Genomic DNA, 15,588 nt, shown 5'->3' on the forward strand with positions numbered 1-15,588 from the left:
ACCAATTGGTCGTAGGTTCGAATCCCACACGACCCACCATTTTTGATTCCGGTTCGCCGGGTCGAATCTTAAAAGCCCCACCGATTAACACCGGTGGGCAGCAGAAAAGGCGCCTTCCGGGGTGCCTTTTTTGTACCGGGGTATAGCGCAGTCCGGTAGCGCGCCTGCTTTGGGAGCAGGATGTCAGGAGTTCGAATCCCCTTACCCCGACCATATTCGAAGAAAGGCGCCTGTCATAGGCGCCTTTTTTTTTGCCCCCAATTCAATACACCCGCCTGTAGCAGCGGTGCAAGCTGCGTCCGGCATCACCGCGTCACGTCACACGTAACGCGGCCGATCCTCCATCAATGCAGCTTCAATCGCGGCTCCGTGCCGCGTCCGATACGGCTGCCCAGCATCAACATGCCGGTGCGGAACAGACCATACAGCGCCGCCTGGTGCATCCGGTACAGCGACACGTAGAACATGCGCGCCAGCCAGCCTTCCAGCATCACGCTGCCCGTCAGATTACCCATCAGATTGCCCACCGCCGAAAAGTGCGAGAGCGAAATCAGCGAGCCATAGTCCTTGTAGGTGTACTCCGGCAGGGCCTTGCCCTCGATACGCAGCTTCAGCGACTTGACCAGCAACGAAGCCTGCTGGTGGGCGGCCTGAGCGCGCGGCGGCACGTTGCGATCGGTACCCGGCTGCGGGCACGCCGCGCAGTCGCCGAACGCAAAGATGTCGTCGTCGTGAGTGGTCTGCAAGGTCGGGCGCACCACCAGCTGATTGATGCGGTTGGTCTCCAGGCCATCGATGTCCTTGAGGAAACCCGGCGCCCGAATGCCCGCCGCCCACACCTTCAGGCTGGCAGGAATGACCTGGCCACTGCTGGTCAGCAGGCTTTCGGCAGTCACTTCACTCACGGCGGCATTGGTCAGCACCGTCACGCCCAGTTTTTCCAGAGTCTGGTGCACCGGTTGACCGATACGCTCCGGCAGCGCCGGCAACACCCGCGGACCGGCTTCGATCAAGGTGATGCGCATGTTCTCGGGCGCAATGCGGCCCAGACCATAGGCCGCCAGTTCCTTGGCCGCATTGTGCAGCTCGGCCGCCAGCTCGACCCCTGTGGCACCGGCACCGACGATGGCCACGCTGATCTGCGCGCGGCTTTCATCGTGTCCGGCGTGCGCACGCAGATAGTGGTTGAGCAACTGCTGATGGAAGCGCTCGGCCTGCTTGCGCGTGTCCAGAAACAGACAATGCTCGGCTGCACCCTGGGTACCGAAGTCATTGGTGGTGCTGCCCACGGCGATCACCAACGTGTCGTAGCCAATGCTGCGCGCCGGCACCAACTCCAGACCGGTTTCCGGATCCAGGGTAGCGCTCAGCTGGATCTGCTTGGCCGCCCGGTCCAGGCCACTCATGCGACCCAGCTGGAACTCGAAATGATTCCACTTGGCCTGGGCAACATAGTTGAGCTCGTCTTCGGACGAGTTCAGCGAACCGGCTGCCACTTCATGCAACAGCGGTTTCCAGATATGGGTCAGGTTGGCGTCCACCAGCGTGATGCTGGCCGTGCCGCGCTTGCCCAAGGTCTTGCCCAGGCTGGTGGCCAGTTCCAGGCCGCCGGCGCCGCCGCCGACGATAACGATGCGATGTGTCATGGAAAGCTCTCATAAGGTTAAGGAATTCGTTGGGTCTGCGAGGGGGGCGAGCGCAAGGCAGCTCATAGCTCCGCACCTTCAGGCAGACGGTTCCGCGGGCCCTGCGACGGCGGTTATCGAGGCAAGGAGCGGACGCTCGACTTGCTGTCGACAAGCACACAGACAACCGCCGACCCATAGGGCGCGGTTCACGTGGCAGGGCTTGGAACCATGAACAGGTAGACGTTTCAGACGCTGGCAAGGCTACAGGGTTCCTGACAGTCGGTGCGGACGATGACGCTTTGTATCATCGCCGCTGCGGATACGCCATGGCTGATAAATGGCGGTTGTCACAAACTGATGCCGACATCGAAAACGATGCTGCGGCCCAGGTTGTTGCGCAGAAAATCCGGCGCATCCGGATGGGCGAACAAGACCCGTGCGAAGGTGGGCCCGACCAGCGACAGCGAGCGCCAGCCCTGGCGGAGAAATTCGGTAGGCGGCGGGAAATGGCTGTTCAGGTCCAGGGTTTCGCGTTTGAGGCTGGCGAAGGCAATGATGTCCAGCTCGCCCAGGTCCAGGCCACGTTCGCGATAGTTGTGGGCTTTCTTGCGCAGGGTCGGCGCCAGCCGCTGCAGCAGCTCGGGCGCACGAATGCGCTTGGGACGCGCTTCACGGCGCACTAGTTGGCTGAGGGAGAAGGCGCTGCGACGACGTTGCAGCTCTTCGCGCCATTCATCGTTGAGCCGGCGACCCTCATCGAGTACGAAAAACACTTCGAAACTGGCGTCGCGAAACAGCACGTCCGGCGGCTCCTGGCCTGCAGGGGTGAACTCGTCGTCGCGGTAGGTGATGTTCAGCCCCTGCAAAAGGCGCTCGCACACCCAACGCTCGCGCTCCCATTTGCGCGCATTGGACAGAAAGGCATTGGCTTGCTCGGCCTGGCTGGTGAGCAAACGCAGGTAGTCGGAGTCATCCATGGCCCTAGCTTAGCCCGCCTGTGCGACGAAAAGAATAATGGCCAACGCTTCAAAATCGCCGGGTAATGGGTAAGGATGGGATTTTCCCAGGAGCTGCACCATGCCCAGCATCAAGATCACCTCCGGCGGCTATGAATTCTTGGCCGAAACCCACCCCGACGCACCGCAGACGGTGGAGGCGTTTCTCAAGCTGCTGCCCTATCGGCAGAAAATCATCCACGTACGCTGGAGCGGTGAGGCGTGCTGGGTGCCGTTGGGGGAATTTCAGTTGCTGCGAGGCGATGCGCCGGTAGGCTTCGAGAACCACACCAGTCACCCGTCGGTAGGGGACGTGCTGTTTTATCCGGGGCCGTACAGCGAAACGGAAATCCTGCTGGCCTACGGGTCGTGCTGTTTCGCCAGCAAGATGGGGCAGTTGGCCGGCAATCATTTCCTGACCATCGTGCAGGGCAAGGAAAATTTTCGAGCCCTGGGCGTGAAGACGTTGTGGGAAGGGGCGCAGGAGGTGCTGTTCGAATTGGCATGATCCCGCCGGCGCGGTGCGACCGGGCGCGGCTTGCGCCGCTGCTACAGAAAAGCGCCAATTCCCTGCAGCAGCGGCGCAAGCCGCGTCAGCGATACACGCCATTCTCCAATACATATCGCAGCGAGGCAGGCAGCATCGGCCCATGCCCCAGCCCAGGAAACACGTGGTAATCGACGCGCAAACCGGGCACGCCGCGAACACCTTTCAACAACCGCTCCATGGCCACCCCCGGCGCCTGCGTCGAGCGCGCCGGCCCACCCGGTCCGGCTGCCTCGGTGTCACCTCGCATCAACGTCAACCCCACCTTGCTCTGGCCCACTCGGTCCGCCAAGCCGTCCAACGGCTCGAGCACCGCACCGTTTCCCCACCACAGCGAAGGACTGGCCGCAGCGTAATGCTGAAACGCCCCAGGCCGGGTCAGCAGGGCATGCAGCACCAGCAATCCGCCATAGGAATGCCCCCATAACGTTTGCCGTGTCAGATCCACCGGCATGGCGTGCTGCACCAGCGGTTTGATTCGCTGATCCAGCAGATCGAGAAACTGATCGGCGCCGCCGCTGGGCAGCCCGGAGGGTGCATCGATCTGCGTGTCGCCGGTCACTCGCGGCGTGTAATCGAAAGTTCGCGCCGGGCGGTCGATACGCAGCGGCGTGGTCGAGCCGATGGCCACGATCAGCGGTGCGTCCGCGCCTTCGTTCAAGCGCCGTAGCAGTGTCTGGTCCAACGCACCCACGGCAGCATTGCCATCGAGCAGGTACACCACCGGGTAGCCAGCGGCCGGGGCGGGCTGGTCCGGGCGGCCGATGTACAGCCGGTAATGCCGCTGCCCGTCCGCCGAGTCCAGGGTTCGGGTGGTGAACCCATAGCCAGTGTCGGGCCGTTCCAGCACCGGGGCCACCATGGGCTGCTGCGGGTCCGGACGTGCTTGCGCGGCGCCGTGTGAAATCAGGGCGGCCATTGCCAGCCCGCTGATGATCGTATGCTTCATCAGAACGACGCCGTCAGGCTGGTGTAGAGCGTGCGGCCCGACTCGTTGTAGGTGGCCGCGCCCGCGCCTTCGATGTTGTTCACACCCTGGGCATTGCCCTCGCGATACAGGCGCTTGTCGAGCAGGTTGTCGATGCCCGCCGTCAGGCTCAGGTGCCGAGTCAGCGCATAGGTGCCGCTGACGCCGACCAGCGCGTAGGGCGACAGCTGATTGTTGGATGTGCCGGTCACTCGTGCACCGTGGTAGTCGTATTTCTTGGGCTTCTGCTTGCCGTACCAGGCCACATTGGCCTGCAGCGACAGCGCTTCGCTGGCCTGCCAGTCGAGCATCGAATTCAGGGTGTACTTGGGCGTCACCGAAAGCACATCGCCGGTTTCCTTGTTCACCGAACGCAGCATGTAGGTGAAGTTGTTGGTCCAGTTCAGATCATCCGTCACGGGCAAGGTCAGGTTGCCTTCCAATCCCTCGACCAAGGCCTTGGGCACGTTCTCCCACTGGAAGATGCTGGCGTTGGCAGTCGTCCCGCTGCCACCGATGGCGGTGCCGACCGGGGTCAGGCCCGATTCGATCTTGTTGCGGTAATCGTTGCGAAAGTAGGTCAGGCCGGCCACCACGCCGTCTTTGCGATATTCCACGCCCAGCTCCTTGTTGACGCTGGTTTCGGCTTCCAGGTCGGCATTGCCCTGCAGGTAGCAACTGGTGGTCTGGCCGTAGCAACCCTGACCGTTGCTATACAGCAGGTAGTTGGGGTTCAGTTGGTAGAGGTTCGGCGCTTTGTAGGCACGGGCGATGCCGGCCTTCACGGTCACAGTGTCGGTCAGCACCTGGGACAGGTTGAGCGACGGACTCCAGTTGTCGCCGACGATGTCGTGATGGTCCAGGCGCAAGCCGGGGGTCAGCTTGGTGCCGGGGAACAGCTCGATGTTGTCCTCGACGAACAGTGAAGCGATGCGCGCCTCCGAACTGCCGCTGCGGTTGCTGCTGGCCAGGCCCGGTATGGCGCCACCGGCCGTGGTGGTCTGCACGTTGGAATTGGGGTCGCCAAGGCTCTGCTCGACCCACTCCGTGCCCAGGGTCAGCATCTGATCGACGCCCCAATGCAGCGGCAGGCTGACCTCGCCGTGGGCAGTCAGGTCGCGCACCACGTTGGTGGTGAAATCAGTGCTGGAAAAGATGCCCTCGGTGCCACCTGCCAGGCCTTCCTTCACGCGTCGATTGCGGGTCTTTTCATACTGCAGATAGGCCAGCGAGGTGCCGAAATCCCAGTCGCCGCGGTGGGTCAGGGCGTAGTTCTCGCGATAGAGAATGTTGGTTTCATGGCCCACCAGGCTGCGCACCGTGGCGTTGCTGTTGGTGTTCTGGGTATCACCGGTGTAGATGTTGCCCTGGCGGCTGTAGCCCGCTTCCAGATCTACAGTCTGCTCGGGGCTGAGCTTCCAGCTCAGCAGCCCGTTGATGTCCTTGTTGCGCACGCCTTCGCGCCCGGCCGGCAAGGTGCCGACCTGGTTGCCGGTGCGCCGCGACTCATGGCCGCTGTTGATGTCCTGATCGTCGGCATCGCTCTTGGCGACATTGCCGAACACGCGGTAGCTCAGCGCATCGGTCAGTGGCCCGTTCAGGCCGAAATTGACCCGCTTGGTGGCGCCTTCCGCGCTGTGTTGCGAAAAGGATTGGTAGACCGTCGCCGAACCGTGGGTCTGGGTACCCGGCTGCTTGGTGATGATGTTCACCACGCCGCCCGCCGCGCCATTGCCGTAACGGGCCGCGGCCGGCCCCCGAATGACTTCGATGCGCTCCACCTGGTCCGCGGGCACCCAGTTGGTGTCACCGCGGCTGTCGCGCTCGCCGCGCCAGCCATAACGCACCGAATTGCGGCTGTTCACCGGTCTGCCGTCGACCAAGATCAAGGTGTTTTCCGGCCCCATGCCGCGAATATCGATCTGCCGGTTGTTGCCGCGCTGGCCGCTGCTGGAGTTGCCGGTCAGGTTGACCCCCGGCATGGTGCGGATGATCTGCGACAGGTCGTTGGCCGGTGGGCGCTTGCGAATGTCTTCCGCCGTGATGATCGACACACCGGGAGCCTGCTTGATCTCTTCTTCGGCCGTGGCCACCACCGAAGACGCTTCCAGCTCCACGGGTTCGGCTGTCGTGTTGTCGGCCGACGCGGTCGCGGGGAGCAGATGGCAAGCGCCCAGAAGCACGGCGAAATAGGGCAGGGGCGGCAGGCGCAGGCGCATCGTTGGATCTCCATGAACTGGCCAGGGTGGCCGGAAGATCGAAGATGATAATAATTGCTAAATGATAGTAAAGCGCATTAACTTTCTAAACACTTGGCGTCTGGCTAGACGAGTCATGGGCCAACAGACGCAGGTTCATGCGCAGACCGTGATCCCCGCGGCTGGCCCACAGCTGGCCGCCCTGCAACTCGATGGCGCGGCGAGCAATGCTCAAGCCCAAACCGAAGCCCTTGCCCGGCGTGCCATCCAGGCGCAAAAACGGCTCGAAGATCCGCTCCAGGTCGGCGACGTCGACGCCGGGTCCTTGGTCCTCTACGCACAGATGCCAGAAGAGGCCATCACGGTGGCCACGAAGTGTCACCCAGCCTTGCGCTGGCGAGTGCCGGACCGCATTGCGCAGCAGATTCTCCAACGCCTGAGCGAGGCTGTTCAGGTGCGCCTGCACTACGCAGTCGTCCGGCACCTCGCAGCGCAAGCGATGGGCCGGCCAGTGGTTCTCGAACTGTACGTCTTGCACCAGCGCTTCCCATACCGAACGTACCCGCACCTCTTCACGGGGCAGGTCGGGCCGTTCGGTATCGAGCCAGGCCAGATCCAGCGCGTCCTCGACCAGTCGCTGCATCTCGTCGACTTCGCGCGACACGCGCGCCTGCAATTGCCCGTCCGGCAGGCGGCTGTCGCTGGCCACACGCAGACGGGTCAGCGGAGTACGCATCTCGTGGGACAACGTGCGTAACAATTGACGTTGCTGTTGCAGGCTCTGCCGCACACGCTGGGCCATGTGCTCGTAAGCCTGGGCCAGTTCGCCCAGTTCGTCTCGCCGTTGCGCGACCGCACTGCTGGCGACCGGCTCGAGGTCGTCGGCACGCAGCGCGTTGGCGCGTTCGCGCAGTTCATTGAGCGGCACCACCAGATGCCGATAAAGCAACAGCCCCAACAGCAGCGCCAGCGCAGCCGGCATCAGGCCGTGAGTGACGATGTGGGTCCAGGGCGTGAGCCCCTCCGGTAGCAGCCGTTCCGGCAGTTGCAGTACCAAGCGACCTTGTTCGGGATGCCGAGGAAAGGCGATGCTGACATACGGCAGTTCGTCGTCCAGGCGTCGGCTCATGGGCCAGTCGAGCTTACGCATGAAGGTCAGGTGGCTGGATTCATCGTGGCTCAAGGCGCTGGTGCCCAGGCTTTGCAGTTGCGGACCGATCACCGCTGCCCAGGTTCGCTGATCGGCCATGAACCGTTCGCGCCATCGCTCCACCCCATCTGCGCCTTCGTTCAGCCAGCGCTGTTCGGCCTGCTCGGCATGGGCCGCCAGACCCTGTCGGGTGGCAGGGTCTAGAAAATAACTGCGCCGCTCCACGTGCAGGCCCCAGAACCACACCAGCCACACCAGCAGCAGACAGAAACCCGTCTGCAGCAAAGCCAGCTTCCACAGCAGCGAATGACGCCGACGCATCACCCTGCGACCACCAGTACGTAACCCTGGCCGCGTACTGCCTGGATCTGCACATGGTCGGCACCGATCTGGCCCAGCTTGCGCCGTATGTTGCACACATGCACATCCAAGCCGCGGTCCAGCCGTGTGTAGCTGCGGTGCAGCACCTGTTGATAGAGGAACGCCTTGCTCAAGGCCTCACCAGCATGGTCGAGCAGGGTGCACAGCAGCCGGTACTCGGAGCTGGTGAATCCAGCCGGGCGTTGGTGGTAGTGGATGTCCTGAGCATGGCCGTCACGGATCAACCCGGCCATATCGGTTTCAGCGCGGGTCGGCGTGGCGCGGCGGTCCAGGGCCACTCGGCGCAGCAGCGCGTCGATACGCGCATCCAGCTCGGCCAGGCTGAAAGGCTTGGGCAGGTAATCGTCCGCGCCCTGGGTGAAACCGCTGATGCGATCCTGCTCGGCGCCCAGGGCCGACATCAGCATGACCGGCGTACCCTGAGCCTGGCGCAATTGGCTCAAGACCTTCAGCCCGTCGAGGCCGGGCAGCATGATGTCCAGCAGAATCAGGTCGAACGGTTCACGCTGCGCCAGCAGCAAGGCTGCGTCGCCGCGTTCGCACACCTGGACCACCAGACCGCGACGTTGCAGGTGCAGGCACAGCTGTTCGCGAAGCTCGGCGTCGTCTTCGACCAGCAGTACGCAAGGGGGTTTTTGATAGTCATTCACAATTGCGCAATTGTTGCATCCCGAAGACTGCATCACAATCGCGCAATGCAACGCTGCTTCAATGACCGCGCGGTGGCAGGTCCTCGCTGAACAGCTCGTCCTCGGCATCCGGGCTGACCGGAATCTTGTGTTCCTCGGCCGCCCAGGCGCCCAGGTCGATCAGTTTGCAACGATCGGAACAGAACGGCCTGTTCACATTCGCTGCCGTCCATTCCACCGGCGCCCCGCAAGTCGGGCAATCAACGGTCAAGGGTTGGCTCATTCTCGGCCTCCACGCAAAGTCAGGTAAAAAGTATGCAGCCGCTCGACTTCCGAGTGCAGCCAGGCCAGATCACGATCGTTGACCAGCACATCGTCCGCCAGCGCCAGCCGCTGCTCGCGGCTGGTCTGGGCTTTCAGAATCGCCTGGACCTGCTCCGGCGTGGTGTGGTCGCGCAGGAGTGTCCGCGCGACCCGCACCGCCTCGGGCGCATCCACCACCAGCAGGCGCTGAGTGATGCGGTGTTGGCCGGACTCGACCATCAAGGGTGACACGAACACCGCGTAGGGCGACGTCGCCGATGCCAGCGATTGCGCAATTTCCTCGGCGATCAGCGGGTGCAACAACGCTTCGACCCAGCGCCGCTCCTGCGCATCCTCGAAGATCACCTTGCGCAGCGCTCCGCGATCCAGGCTGCCATCGGCCTGCAACAGCGCCGCGCCATAGCGCTCGACCAGCGCCGCCAACGCCGGACGCCCCGGCTTCACCACCCAGCGCGAGGCCTGGTCGGCGTCCACCACGTGCACGCCCAACTCGGCAAAGCGCTGCGCCGCCGCGCTCTTGCCGCTGGCAATGCCACCGGTCAGACCCAGCACCCACGGTTTATCCACAGCTGTTGTCATCGGAACCCGGCAAACTGCATGTATGAAGTGGTTATTTGATCACCCCACAGCAATGCAATCCACCCCGCAATGGCCAGATAAGGCCCGAACGGGATCGGCGTACTGGTTTGCGCGTTGCGCATCCGCAGCATGATCACCCCCAGCACCGCCCCCACCAGCGACGACAGCAGAATGGTCAGCGGCAGAATCTGCCAGCCACCCCAGGCCCCCAGCATGGCCAGCAACTTGAAATCGCCATAGCCCATGCCTTCCTTGCCGGTGATCAACTTGAACGCCCAATACACCAGCCATAAGCTGAGATAACCGGCCACCGCGCCCCACAGCGCGTCATACAGGTTCGTGAACAACCCCTGCCCATTGACGATCAACCCCAGCCACAACAGCGGTAGCACCAGCACATCCGGCAGCAACTGGTGATCGGCATCAATCAGACTCATCGCCAGCAGCCCCCAGGTCAGCACCAGAAACGCCGCCGCCTCCCAGCCCAGGCCGAAGTGATACACCACGAACGCACTGAGAATGCCCGTGGCCAACTCGACCAGCGGATAACGCAGACTGATCTTCGCCCGACAGCTGGAGCACTTGCCGCACAGCATCAGGTAGCTCACCACCGGAATGTTCTCCCAGGCGCGAATCTTGTGCGCGCAGTGCGGGCACTCGGAGTGCGGGAGCAGCAGGTTATAGGTGGCGCCCGCGGGCTCCGGCGGCAGGCTGAGCATTTCCCGGGACTGCGTGGTCCAGTCGCGGTCGAGCATGATGGGCAGGCGATGGATGAGGACGTTGAGGAAGCTGCCGATGATGAGGCCGAGGAGGAGGGCGCAGGCGGCTAGGGCCAACGTGGGGAAGGCTGATGGGTCGATTAATGGCATTTCTTAGACTACGTTGCCGAGTTGGAAGATGGGGAGGTACATCGCGATAACCAAGCCGCCTACCACTACACCAAGAACCGCCATGATCATGGGTTCCATCAGGCTGGTGAGGCTGTCGACCATGTTGTCGACTTCAGCTTCGTAGATAGTTGCCACGCGGTCCAGCATGTCGTCCAGAGCGCCGGACTCTTCGCCGATGGCGGTCATTTGGATGGCGAGGGTGGGGAAGACAGCGGTAGTGCGCATCGACTGATTCAGAGGCGAGCCTGTGGACACATCTGCTTTGATCGAATTAACCGCATTCTTGAAAACAATGTTGCCGGTTGCGCCCGACACCGAATCCAGAGCTTCCACAAGCGGAACACCCGCCGCGAATGTTGTGGACAGAGTGCGCGCATATCGCGCGACCGACGATTTGTAAATGATCTGGCCCACGATAGGAATCTTGAGCGTGAACCGATCGACCGAATTTCGAAACTTCTGACTGGTCTTGTGCAGCCGTTTCAAGGCAAAGCCGGCCGCGATAGCTACTGCAAGAATGATGAACCACCACTCCTGAACGGCATTGGACAGCCCTATCACCATGAGTGTGAACGCTGGAAGCTCCGCACCGAAGCTGGAAAACACCTCTTTGAACTGCGGAACCACCTTGATCAGCAAAATACCGGACACCACGATAGCGACTAGAAGCACCGCTATTGGATACGTCATGGCTTTCTTGATCTTCGCCTTGAGTGCCTCGGTTTTCTCTTTGTAAGTGGCAACCCGGTCAAGCAAGGTCTCAAGCGCACCGGCCTGCTCACCTGCGTTCACGAGACTGCAATAGAGCTCGTCGAAATATTCGGGCTTCTTCTGCAGGGAGGCCGCAAAGCTATTACCAGCAGCTACTTCCTGTTTGATTTCATCAACCAGTTTGGCCATGTTCGGGTTGTCCACGCCCTCTGCAATGATGTCGAAGGACTGCAACAGTGGCACGCCTGCACGCATCATCGTCGCCATTTGGCGAGTGAACAATGCAATATCTTTAGGCTTGATCTTCTTGCCTTTTCTCCACAGTGGGGTGGACCGTTTGCGGATCTTGCCAGGGTTTATACCCTGCTTGCGCAGCTGCGCCTTGATCAAGGGGATGCTGTGGCCGCTCATCTCGCCCTTGACCTTGGTCCCCCTACGATCGGTTCCCTCCCATACGTAGGTGCTGGATTTTTGCTCCTTCGCAGCCATTACTTAATCCTTGGTGACGCGGTTGATTTCAGCGAGGCTCGTTACACCCTGCATGACCTTGCGTAGCCCGGAGGTGCGCAAGTCAGGGAACCCGTCTCGACGCATCTGCGCTGAAATGTCTATGGAGTTACCCGACTCCATGATCAGCTGCTGCAAGGCTTTGGTGTTGCGGACCACTTCGTAGATCCCCTGGCGGCCTTTGTAACCGCCGTTGCAGTGCTCACAGCCTACCGGTTCGAATATCTTGAACGTACCAATGGACTCCACGGGAAAGCCTTCTTCGATCAGTGCATCCCGAGGAATCTCGACCTCTCGCTTACACTGGACACACAATTTTCGCGCCAATCGTTGAGCAATGATCAAGCTGACAGAGGTCGCGATGTTGAAGCTGGCAACACCCATGTTTTGCAAGCGTGTCAGCGTTTCCGCAGCGCTGTTGGTGTGAAGTGTAGACAGGACCAAGTGACCTGTTTGGGCTGCCTTGATTGCAATTTCGGCGGTTTCAAGATCTCGGATCTCGCCGACCATGATCACATCTGGGTCCTGACGCAGGAATGATCGCAACGCCTGCGCAAAATCCAACCCTTGGCGATTGTTGACGTTGACTTGGTTGATCCCTTCCATGTTGATTTCAACGGGATCCTCTGCCGTCGAAATGTTGATATCAATGGTGTTGAGAATATTCAGCCCGGTGTACAACGAAACCGTTTTGCCGGAGCCTGTGGGTCCCGTTACGAGAATCATGCCTTGTGGCTGTTTGAGAGCTTGGACGTAGAGGTCTTTTTGTTCCGGCTCATAACCAAGCGCGTCAATGCCCATCTGCGCACTGGACGGGTCCAAGATACGCATGACCACCTTTTCGCCCCACAGCGTAGGGAGAGTGTTCACACGGAAGTCGATCGACTTGCTCTTGGATATGCGCATCTTGATCCGCCCGTCTTGGGGCTTTCGACGTTCGGAAATGTCCAGGCTTGCCATGACTTTCAAGCGGGCAGCGATGCGGCTGGCTAGGTTGATAGGGGGGCGGGCTATTTCTTTCAGCATTCCGTCAGTGCGGAAGCGGACTCGATAAATTTTTTCGTATGGCTCGAAATGAAGGTCGGACGATCCGCCTCGTATTGCGTCGAGTAGCATTTTGTTGACGAACCGTACGACAGGTGCGTCGTCGGCGTCTTGGGTCGCTGGGGTATCCGATCTGTCATCAACCGTTTCGACATCCACGCCATCCAAGTCGACGTCGCCAAGGTCCTCAAGGCCGGTGCTAGCGCTGTCGAAATATTTTTCAATAGCAATAGTGAGCTTGTCGTCTTCAACAAGAATTGCCTCAGCCGTCAGGCCTGTACTGAACTGAATATCGGTTACAGCTTGATGGTTGGTTGGGTCCGATAGGCCGACGAAGAGCTTATTGCCACGGCGCCAAAGAGGTAGAGCATGGTGTTGCCTAATGAGCTTTTCGCTGACCAGCGCTTTTGGTTGGGACTCGAGATCTACAGCATTCAAATCCAGCACTGCTACCCCAAACTGCTCAGAGGCAACCTCTGCGATCACACGGCTCCCAGCTAGGTTGTTCTGTACCAAAAAATGTACGAAAGGGATTCGAGCCTTCTGCGATTGCAGAACTGCCTGCTGCGCGGCCTTATCTGTGACTACCTCAGCTTGCACCAGCTGTCTGGCCAAGCCGCTAAGGGTGATGTCGTTCATCTCTATACCTAATGCAAGCTTGGGGTGGTTATAGCGTAGATGGGCATCTGTGCCAATGAAAGCTAGTGTTCCGGCAGGATAAAAAGCTGTACGCTCATGGCCTGACGCCCCGTTTCAACTAGACCCAGTTTCAGTCTATCGAACGGGTGGTACGCTTCAAAGGTATCTAGCTTTTTTTGCTTTTGCCGCATGTGGGAGAAATAATTTGAGAAATATTGACCCGTTGCGACTGATGAGAAGTGAGGCTGTCAATTCGGACGCGTCAGCACAGTGGAGCGGACCAAAAGAATCTCGTGGCTTCACACTGATTGAAATGATGATCGTGGTTACGATTGTAGGGGTGCTAGCCGCTCTAACATTGCCAATCCTCACTAATTACATGCTGAAAGTAAAAGCAGGTAGGCTTCTGGCAGAGCTTGAGGCTCCTAAATTAGTGGTCGCTGAGAATTGGCAGGCAGGAGGAGAGCTGTGTTTGAGCCCTCGCGCGCCAAGTGTTGAGTGTAATAGTGGTAGCGGTGAGCTGCAAAATACAGGGGTTTCAGGCGCTACCAATATAACAGTAAAACTGACGCCGACAGCAAGTGGCGGCGTTCTTTTGTGGTCCTGCGAAGTAACCCCACCTGAAGCAGCCCCAAAGGCCTGTGTACATTAAAGCGCCTTGGGGCTGGGTGCGTTTCGCTTATCCACCAGTGGCTGGGGTTGCCGCTGCGGTACAGATGGTTGTTGCAGATTTCGCGTTACTTACAGTACATGCCCACGTCACGCCAGTGGTAGCGTTAGTAGGCGTTAATGTCGCGGTTGTAGCTGAACCACCACTGCCAATAGAAGCGCTGACCAATTTGCCACTGGTACCATCACATGTGGCGGTGGAGGGCAAGCTAACGTTAGTGCAGAGCGCCGTTACTCCTTCCTGCATGTTCATAGCTACTTGAGTTTTAGCGGCATCAAGGGTAGAGACTGCGCTAGCACCGTTAGCACGAGCAACGTAGTTCTGGTATTGCGGGATAGCTACCGCGGCCAAAATGCCGATAATCGCTACGACGATCATCAGCTCTATAAGGGTGAAACCTTTTTGCGAATTGTTCATATCGAGCCCTTCTCTATGTGATTTTTCAGCACCGATGAAAGCGCGTACATTCGATTTAGCAAGCGGCGTGCCACATCTGCAGGGCGCTTTAGACATTGAAAATCTATGGGTCACGCGCTTTGAAAGCCTAGTTCCCGTTGTGTGGTGTGACATTTTTTGTCAAAAAACGACGTGGTTCATTACTCTATCGTTGTTTAACCCGCATCTCAGCTTGTGGGGGTTTGCAGACGATGCTAGCTTCACTCCTATCAGCCGGTGTAGCTCAGTCGGTAGAGCAGCGCACTCGTAACGCGAAGGTCGTAGGTTCGATTCCTATCTCCGGCACCAGAGACCAGTTTCCAGAAGTCTATGTGTAGTGGTCAACTGATCCTGGACACGACGTTAAGTCTTTTTTCGGACTGAGCTGGTGTCAGCCCGTTATTGAACTGGTGCGGACGAATCCAGTTGTAGCGACGCATCAGATAATGACTGATGTCTTGCTGTGCCTGTTGAGCTGTCGTGTAACCCACGGTCGGTATCCACTCAGTTTTCAAACTCCGGAACACACGCTCCATCGGAGCATTATCCCAGTAGTTTCCACGACGGCTCATGCTTTGGCGCATGCGGTATCGCCAGAGCCGTTGGCGGAATTGGCGGCTGCCGTATTGCGAGCCCTGATCCGAGTGAAACATTAGGCCCTGAGGCTTACCGCGTTGTTCATAGGTAAGCGTCCGGTTAAGTCGCCTTGACGCAAGGGATTGAAGGTAAAGGTGCTGAAGCAAGCGTGAGAAGTGGCCAGATATCTATCCAGTTTTTGGACTTGAACCGTTCTTGATAGATCTTTTTTTTCTCCGTGGCAAACTTCCCTGCTGGCCTGATAACCAACCCAAACAGATCATCGAGGCCCAATGGCGCTGCGACCTCGCATGAACCTGACTCTCCTAGTCTGACGGCTACCGCCGTTGCGGTTTCCGGCCAGTAGCGCATTGCGTCGGTCGTTGAAAGGTATGGTTCATCCCCATTCTGAACATGCATTCTGGCTTGGTTTTTTACCGACCACATTGCGGTCGGGTCTAGCCCTCTGAGGAGAGTCTCCAAGGCTTTATCTTCCTCTGGAGAGCAACGTCTATGATCAAACCAAATGACGTCGACGTCTGTTGATACAGGAGACGGACTGCGCCCGTGTAAATAGTCCCAAACCGCGTTTCGAACGAAACCTGCTCCTATCCAGCAGTCTGGCAAATTGAGGGAGCGCACCATTTTCAGTAGTCGCCAGCGGATGGGATCTTCTGAAATAAGTGCTTGGATTATCGATATATCGTCCACGAAAAAC

General features: G+C 59.5%; 15 protein-coding genes, 2 tRNA genes and 1 pseudogene. 4 read left to right on the forward strand and 14 right to left on the reverse strand.

The window, feature by feature from the left end; genetic code table 11:
- Positions 1–136 precede the first annotated feature (136 nt).
- Positions 137–213: transfer RNA gene (locus B2V21_RS05345), tRNA-Pro, on the forward strand.
- A 131-nt stretch (positions 214–344) separates the two neighbouring features.
- Here B2V21_RS05345 and B2V21_RS05350 read toward each other — a convergent pair.
- Both B2V21_RS05350 and B2V21_RS05355 read right to left on the reverse strand, forming a co-directional pair.
- Positions 345–1,646 carry an NAD(P)/FAD-dependent oxidoreductase gene (locus tag B2V21_RS05350; protein WP_286916241.1) on the reverse strand — a complete coding sequence of 434 codons (1,302 nt, stop codon included), beginning with the start codon at positions 1,644–1,646 and terminating at the stop codon, positions 345–347.
- Positions 1,647–1,975: 329 nt separating this feature from the next.
- Complete coding sequence (locus tag B2V21_RS05355) at positions 1,976–2,605, reverse strand: DUF1780 domain-containing protein (protein ID WP_049860973.1); 630 nt, start codon at positions 2,603–2,605, stop codon at positions 1,976–1,978.
- A 100-nt stretch (positions 2,606–2,705) separates the two neighbouring features.
- Between B2V21_RS05355 and B2V21_RS05360 the strand changes: the two genes are divergently transcribed.
- On the forward strand, positions 2,706–3,131 hold the full coding sequence (locus B2V21_RS05360; protein ID WP_286916242.1) for a DUF3830 family protein: 426 nt from the start codon (positions 2,706–2,708) through the stop codon (positions 3,129–3,131).
- 85 nt (positions 3,132–3,216) lie between these two features.
- Here B2V21_RS05360 and B2V21_RS05365 read toward each other — a convergent pair whose 3' ends face one another.
- The 9 genes from B2V21_RS05365 to pilB form a co-directional block, all read right to left on the reverse strand.
- Complete coding sequence (locus B2V21_RS05365; protein WP_286916243.1) at positions 3,217–4,119, reverse strand: alpha/beta hydrolase; 903 nt, start codon at positions 4,117–4,119, stop codon at positions 3,217–3,219.
- On the reverse strand, positions 4,119–6,356 hold the full coding sequence (locus tag B2V21_RS05370) for a TonB-dependent siderophore receptor (RefSeq protein ID WP_286916244.1): 2,238 nt from the start codon (positions 6,354–6,356) through the stop codon (positions 4,119–4,121). The genes B2V21_RS05365 and B2V21_RS05370 overlap by 1 nt, the downstream gene beginning before the upstream one ends.
- An 85-nt stretch (positions 6,357–6,441) precedes the next feature.
- On the reverse strand, positions 6,442–7,806 hold the full coding sequence (locus B2V21_RS05375) for a HAMP domain-containing sensor histidine kinase (RefSeq protein ID WP_286916245.1): 1,365 nt from the start codon (positions 7,804–7,806) through the stop codon (positions 6,442–6,444).
- The gene (locus B2V21_RS05380; RefSeq protein WP_286916246.1) at positions 7,806–8,516 is read right to left on the reverse strand and encodes a response regulator transcription factor; all 711 of its coding nucleotides are present in this window, start codon (positions 8,514–8,516) and stop codon (positions 7,806–7,808) included. Before B2V21_RS05380 ends, B2V21_RS05375 begins: the two co-directional genes overlap by 1 nt.
- 58 nt (positions 8,517–8,574) lie before the next feature.
- Complete coding sequence (gene yacG, locus B2V21_RS05385; protein ID WP_049861149.1) at positions 8,575–8,778, reverse strand: DNA gyrase inhibitor YacG; 204 nt, start codon at positions 8,776–8,778, stop codon at positions 8,575–8,577.
- On the reverse strand, positions 8,775–9,398 hold the full coding sequence (gene coaE / locus B2V21_RS05390; protein WP_286916247.1) for a dephospho-CoA kinase: 624 nt from the start codon (positions 9,396–9,398) through the stop codon (positions 8,775–8,777). Before coaE ends, yacG begins: the two co-directional genes overlap by 4 nt.
- The gene (locus B2V21_RS05395) at positions 9,395–10,267 is read right to left on the reverse strand and encodes a prepilin peptidase (RefSeq protein WP_286916248.1); all 873 of its coding nucleotides are present in this window, start codon (positions 10,265–10,267) and stop codon (positions 9,395–9,397) included. The genes coaE and B2V21_RS05395 overlap by 4 nt, the downstream gene beginning before the upstream one ends.
- A 3-nt stretch (positions 10,268–10,270) precedes the next feature.
- Positions 10,271–11,488 (reverse strand): type II secretion system F family protein, encoded by a 1,218-nt coding sequence (locus B2V21_RS05400; protein ID WP_192001184.1) that lies wholly within the window; start codon positions 11,486–11,488, stop codon positions 10,271–10,273.
- A 3-nt stretch (positions 11,489–11,491) separates the two neighbouring features.
- Positions 11,492–13,189 carry a type IV-A pilus assembly ATPase PilB gene (gene pilB, locus B2V21_RS05405; RefSeq protein WP_286916249.1) on the reverse strand — a complete coding sequence of 566 codons (1,698 nt, stop codon included), beginning with the start codon at positions 13,187–13,189 and terminating at the stop codon, positions 11,492–11,494.
- Between the two features lie 205 nt (positions 13,190–13,394).
- On the opposite strand from pilB, the gene B2V21_RS05410 reads away from it, so the two are divergent.
- Entirely contained in the window at positions 13,395–13,841 is a 447-nt protein-coding gene (locus B2V21_RS05410; RefSeq protein ID WP_286916250.1) for a pilin, read from the forward strand.
- A gap of 27 nt (positions 13,842–13,868) precedes the next feature.
- On the opposite strand, the gene B2V21_RS05415 is transcribed toward B2V21_RS05410, so the two are convergent.
- The gene (locus B2V21_RS05415) at positions 13,869–14,276 is read right to left on the reverse strand and encodes a pilin (RefSeq protein WP_286916276.1); all 408 of its coding nucleotides are present in this window, start codon (positions 14,274–14,276) and stop codon (positions 13,869–13,871) included.
- Positions 14,277–14,527: 251 nt separating this feature from the next.
- Between B2V21_RS05415 and B2V21_RS05420 the strand changes: the two genes are divergently transcribed.
- A tRNA-Thr gene (locus B2V21_RS05420) sits at positions 14,528–14,603 on the forward strand.
- Positions 14,604–14,635: 32 nt separating this feature from the next.
- Here the strand turns inward: B2V21_RS05420 and B2V21_RS05425 are convergent.
- A pseudogene (locus B2V21_RS05425) lies at positions 14,636–14,983 on the reverse strand (integrase core domain-containing protein); the annotation flags it as partial.
- A gap of 7 nt (positions 14,984–14,990) precedes the next feature.
- Entirely contained in the window at positions 14,991–15,581 is a 591-nt protein-coding gene (locus tag B2V21_RS05430) for a nucleotidyltransferase family protein (protein WP_286916251.1), read from the reverse strand.
- Positions 15,582–15,588: the final 7 nt, after the last annotated feature.

The organism is Pseudomonas sp. UBA6276 (assembly GCF_002438365.1).
In the GTDB taxonomy this organism is placed as follows: domain Bacteria; phylum Pseudomonadota; class Gammaproteobacteria; order Pseudomonadales; family Pseudomonadaceae; genus Aquipseudomonas; species Aquipseudomonas coleopterorum.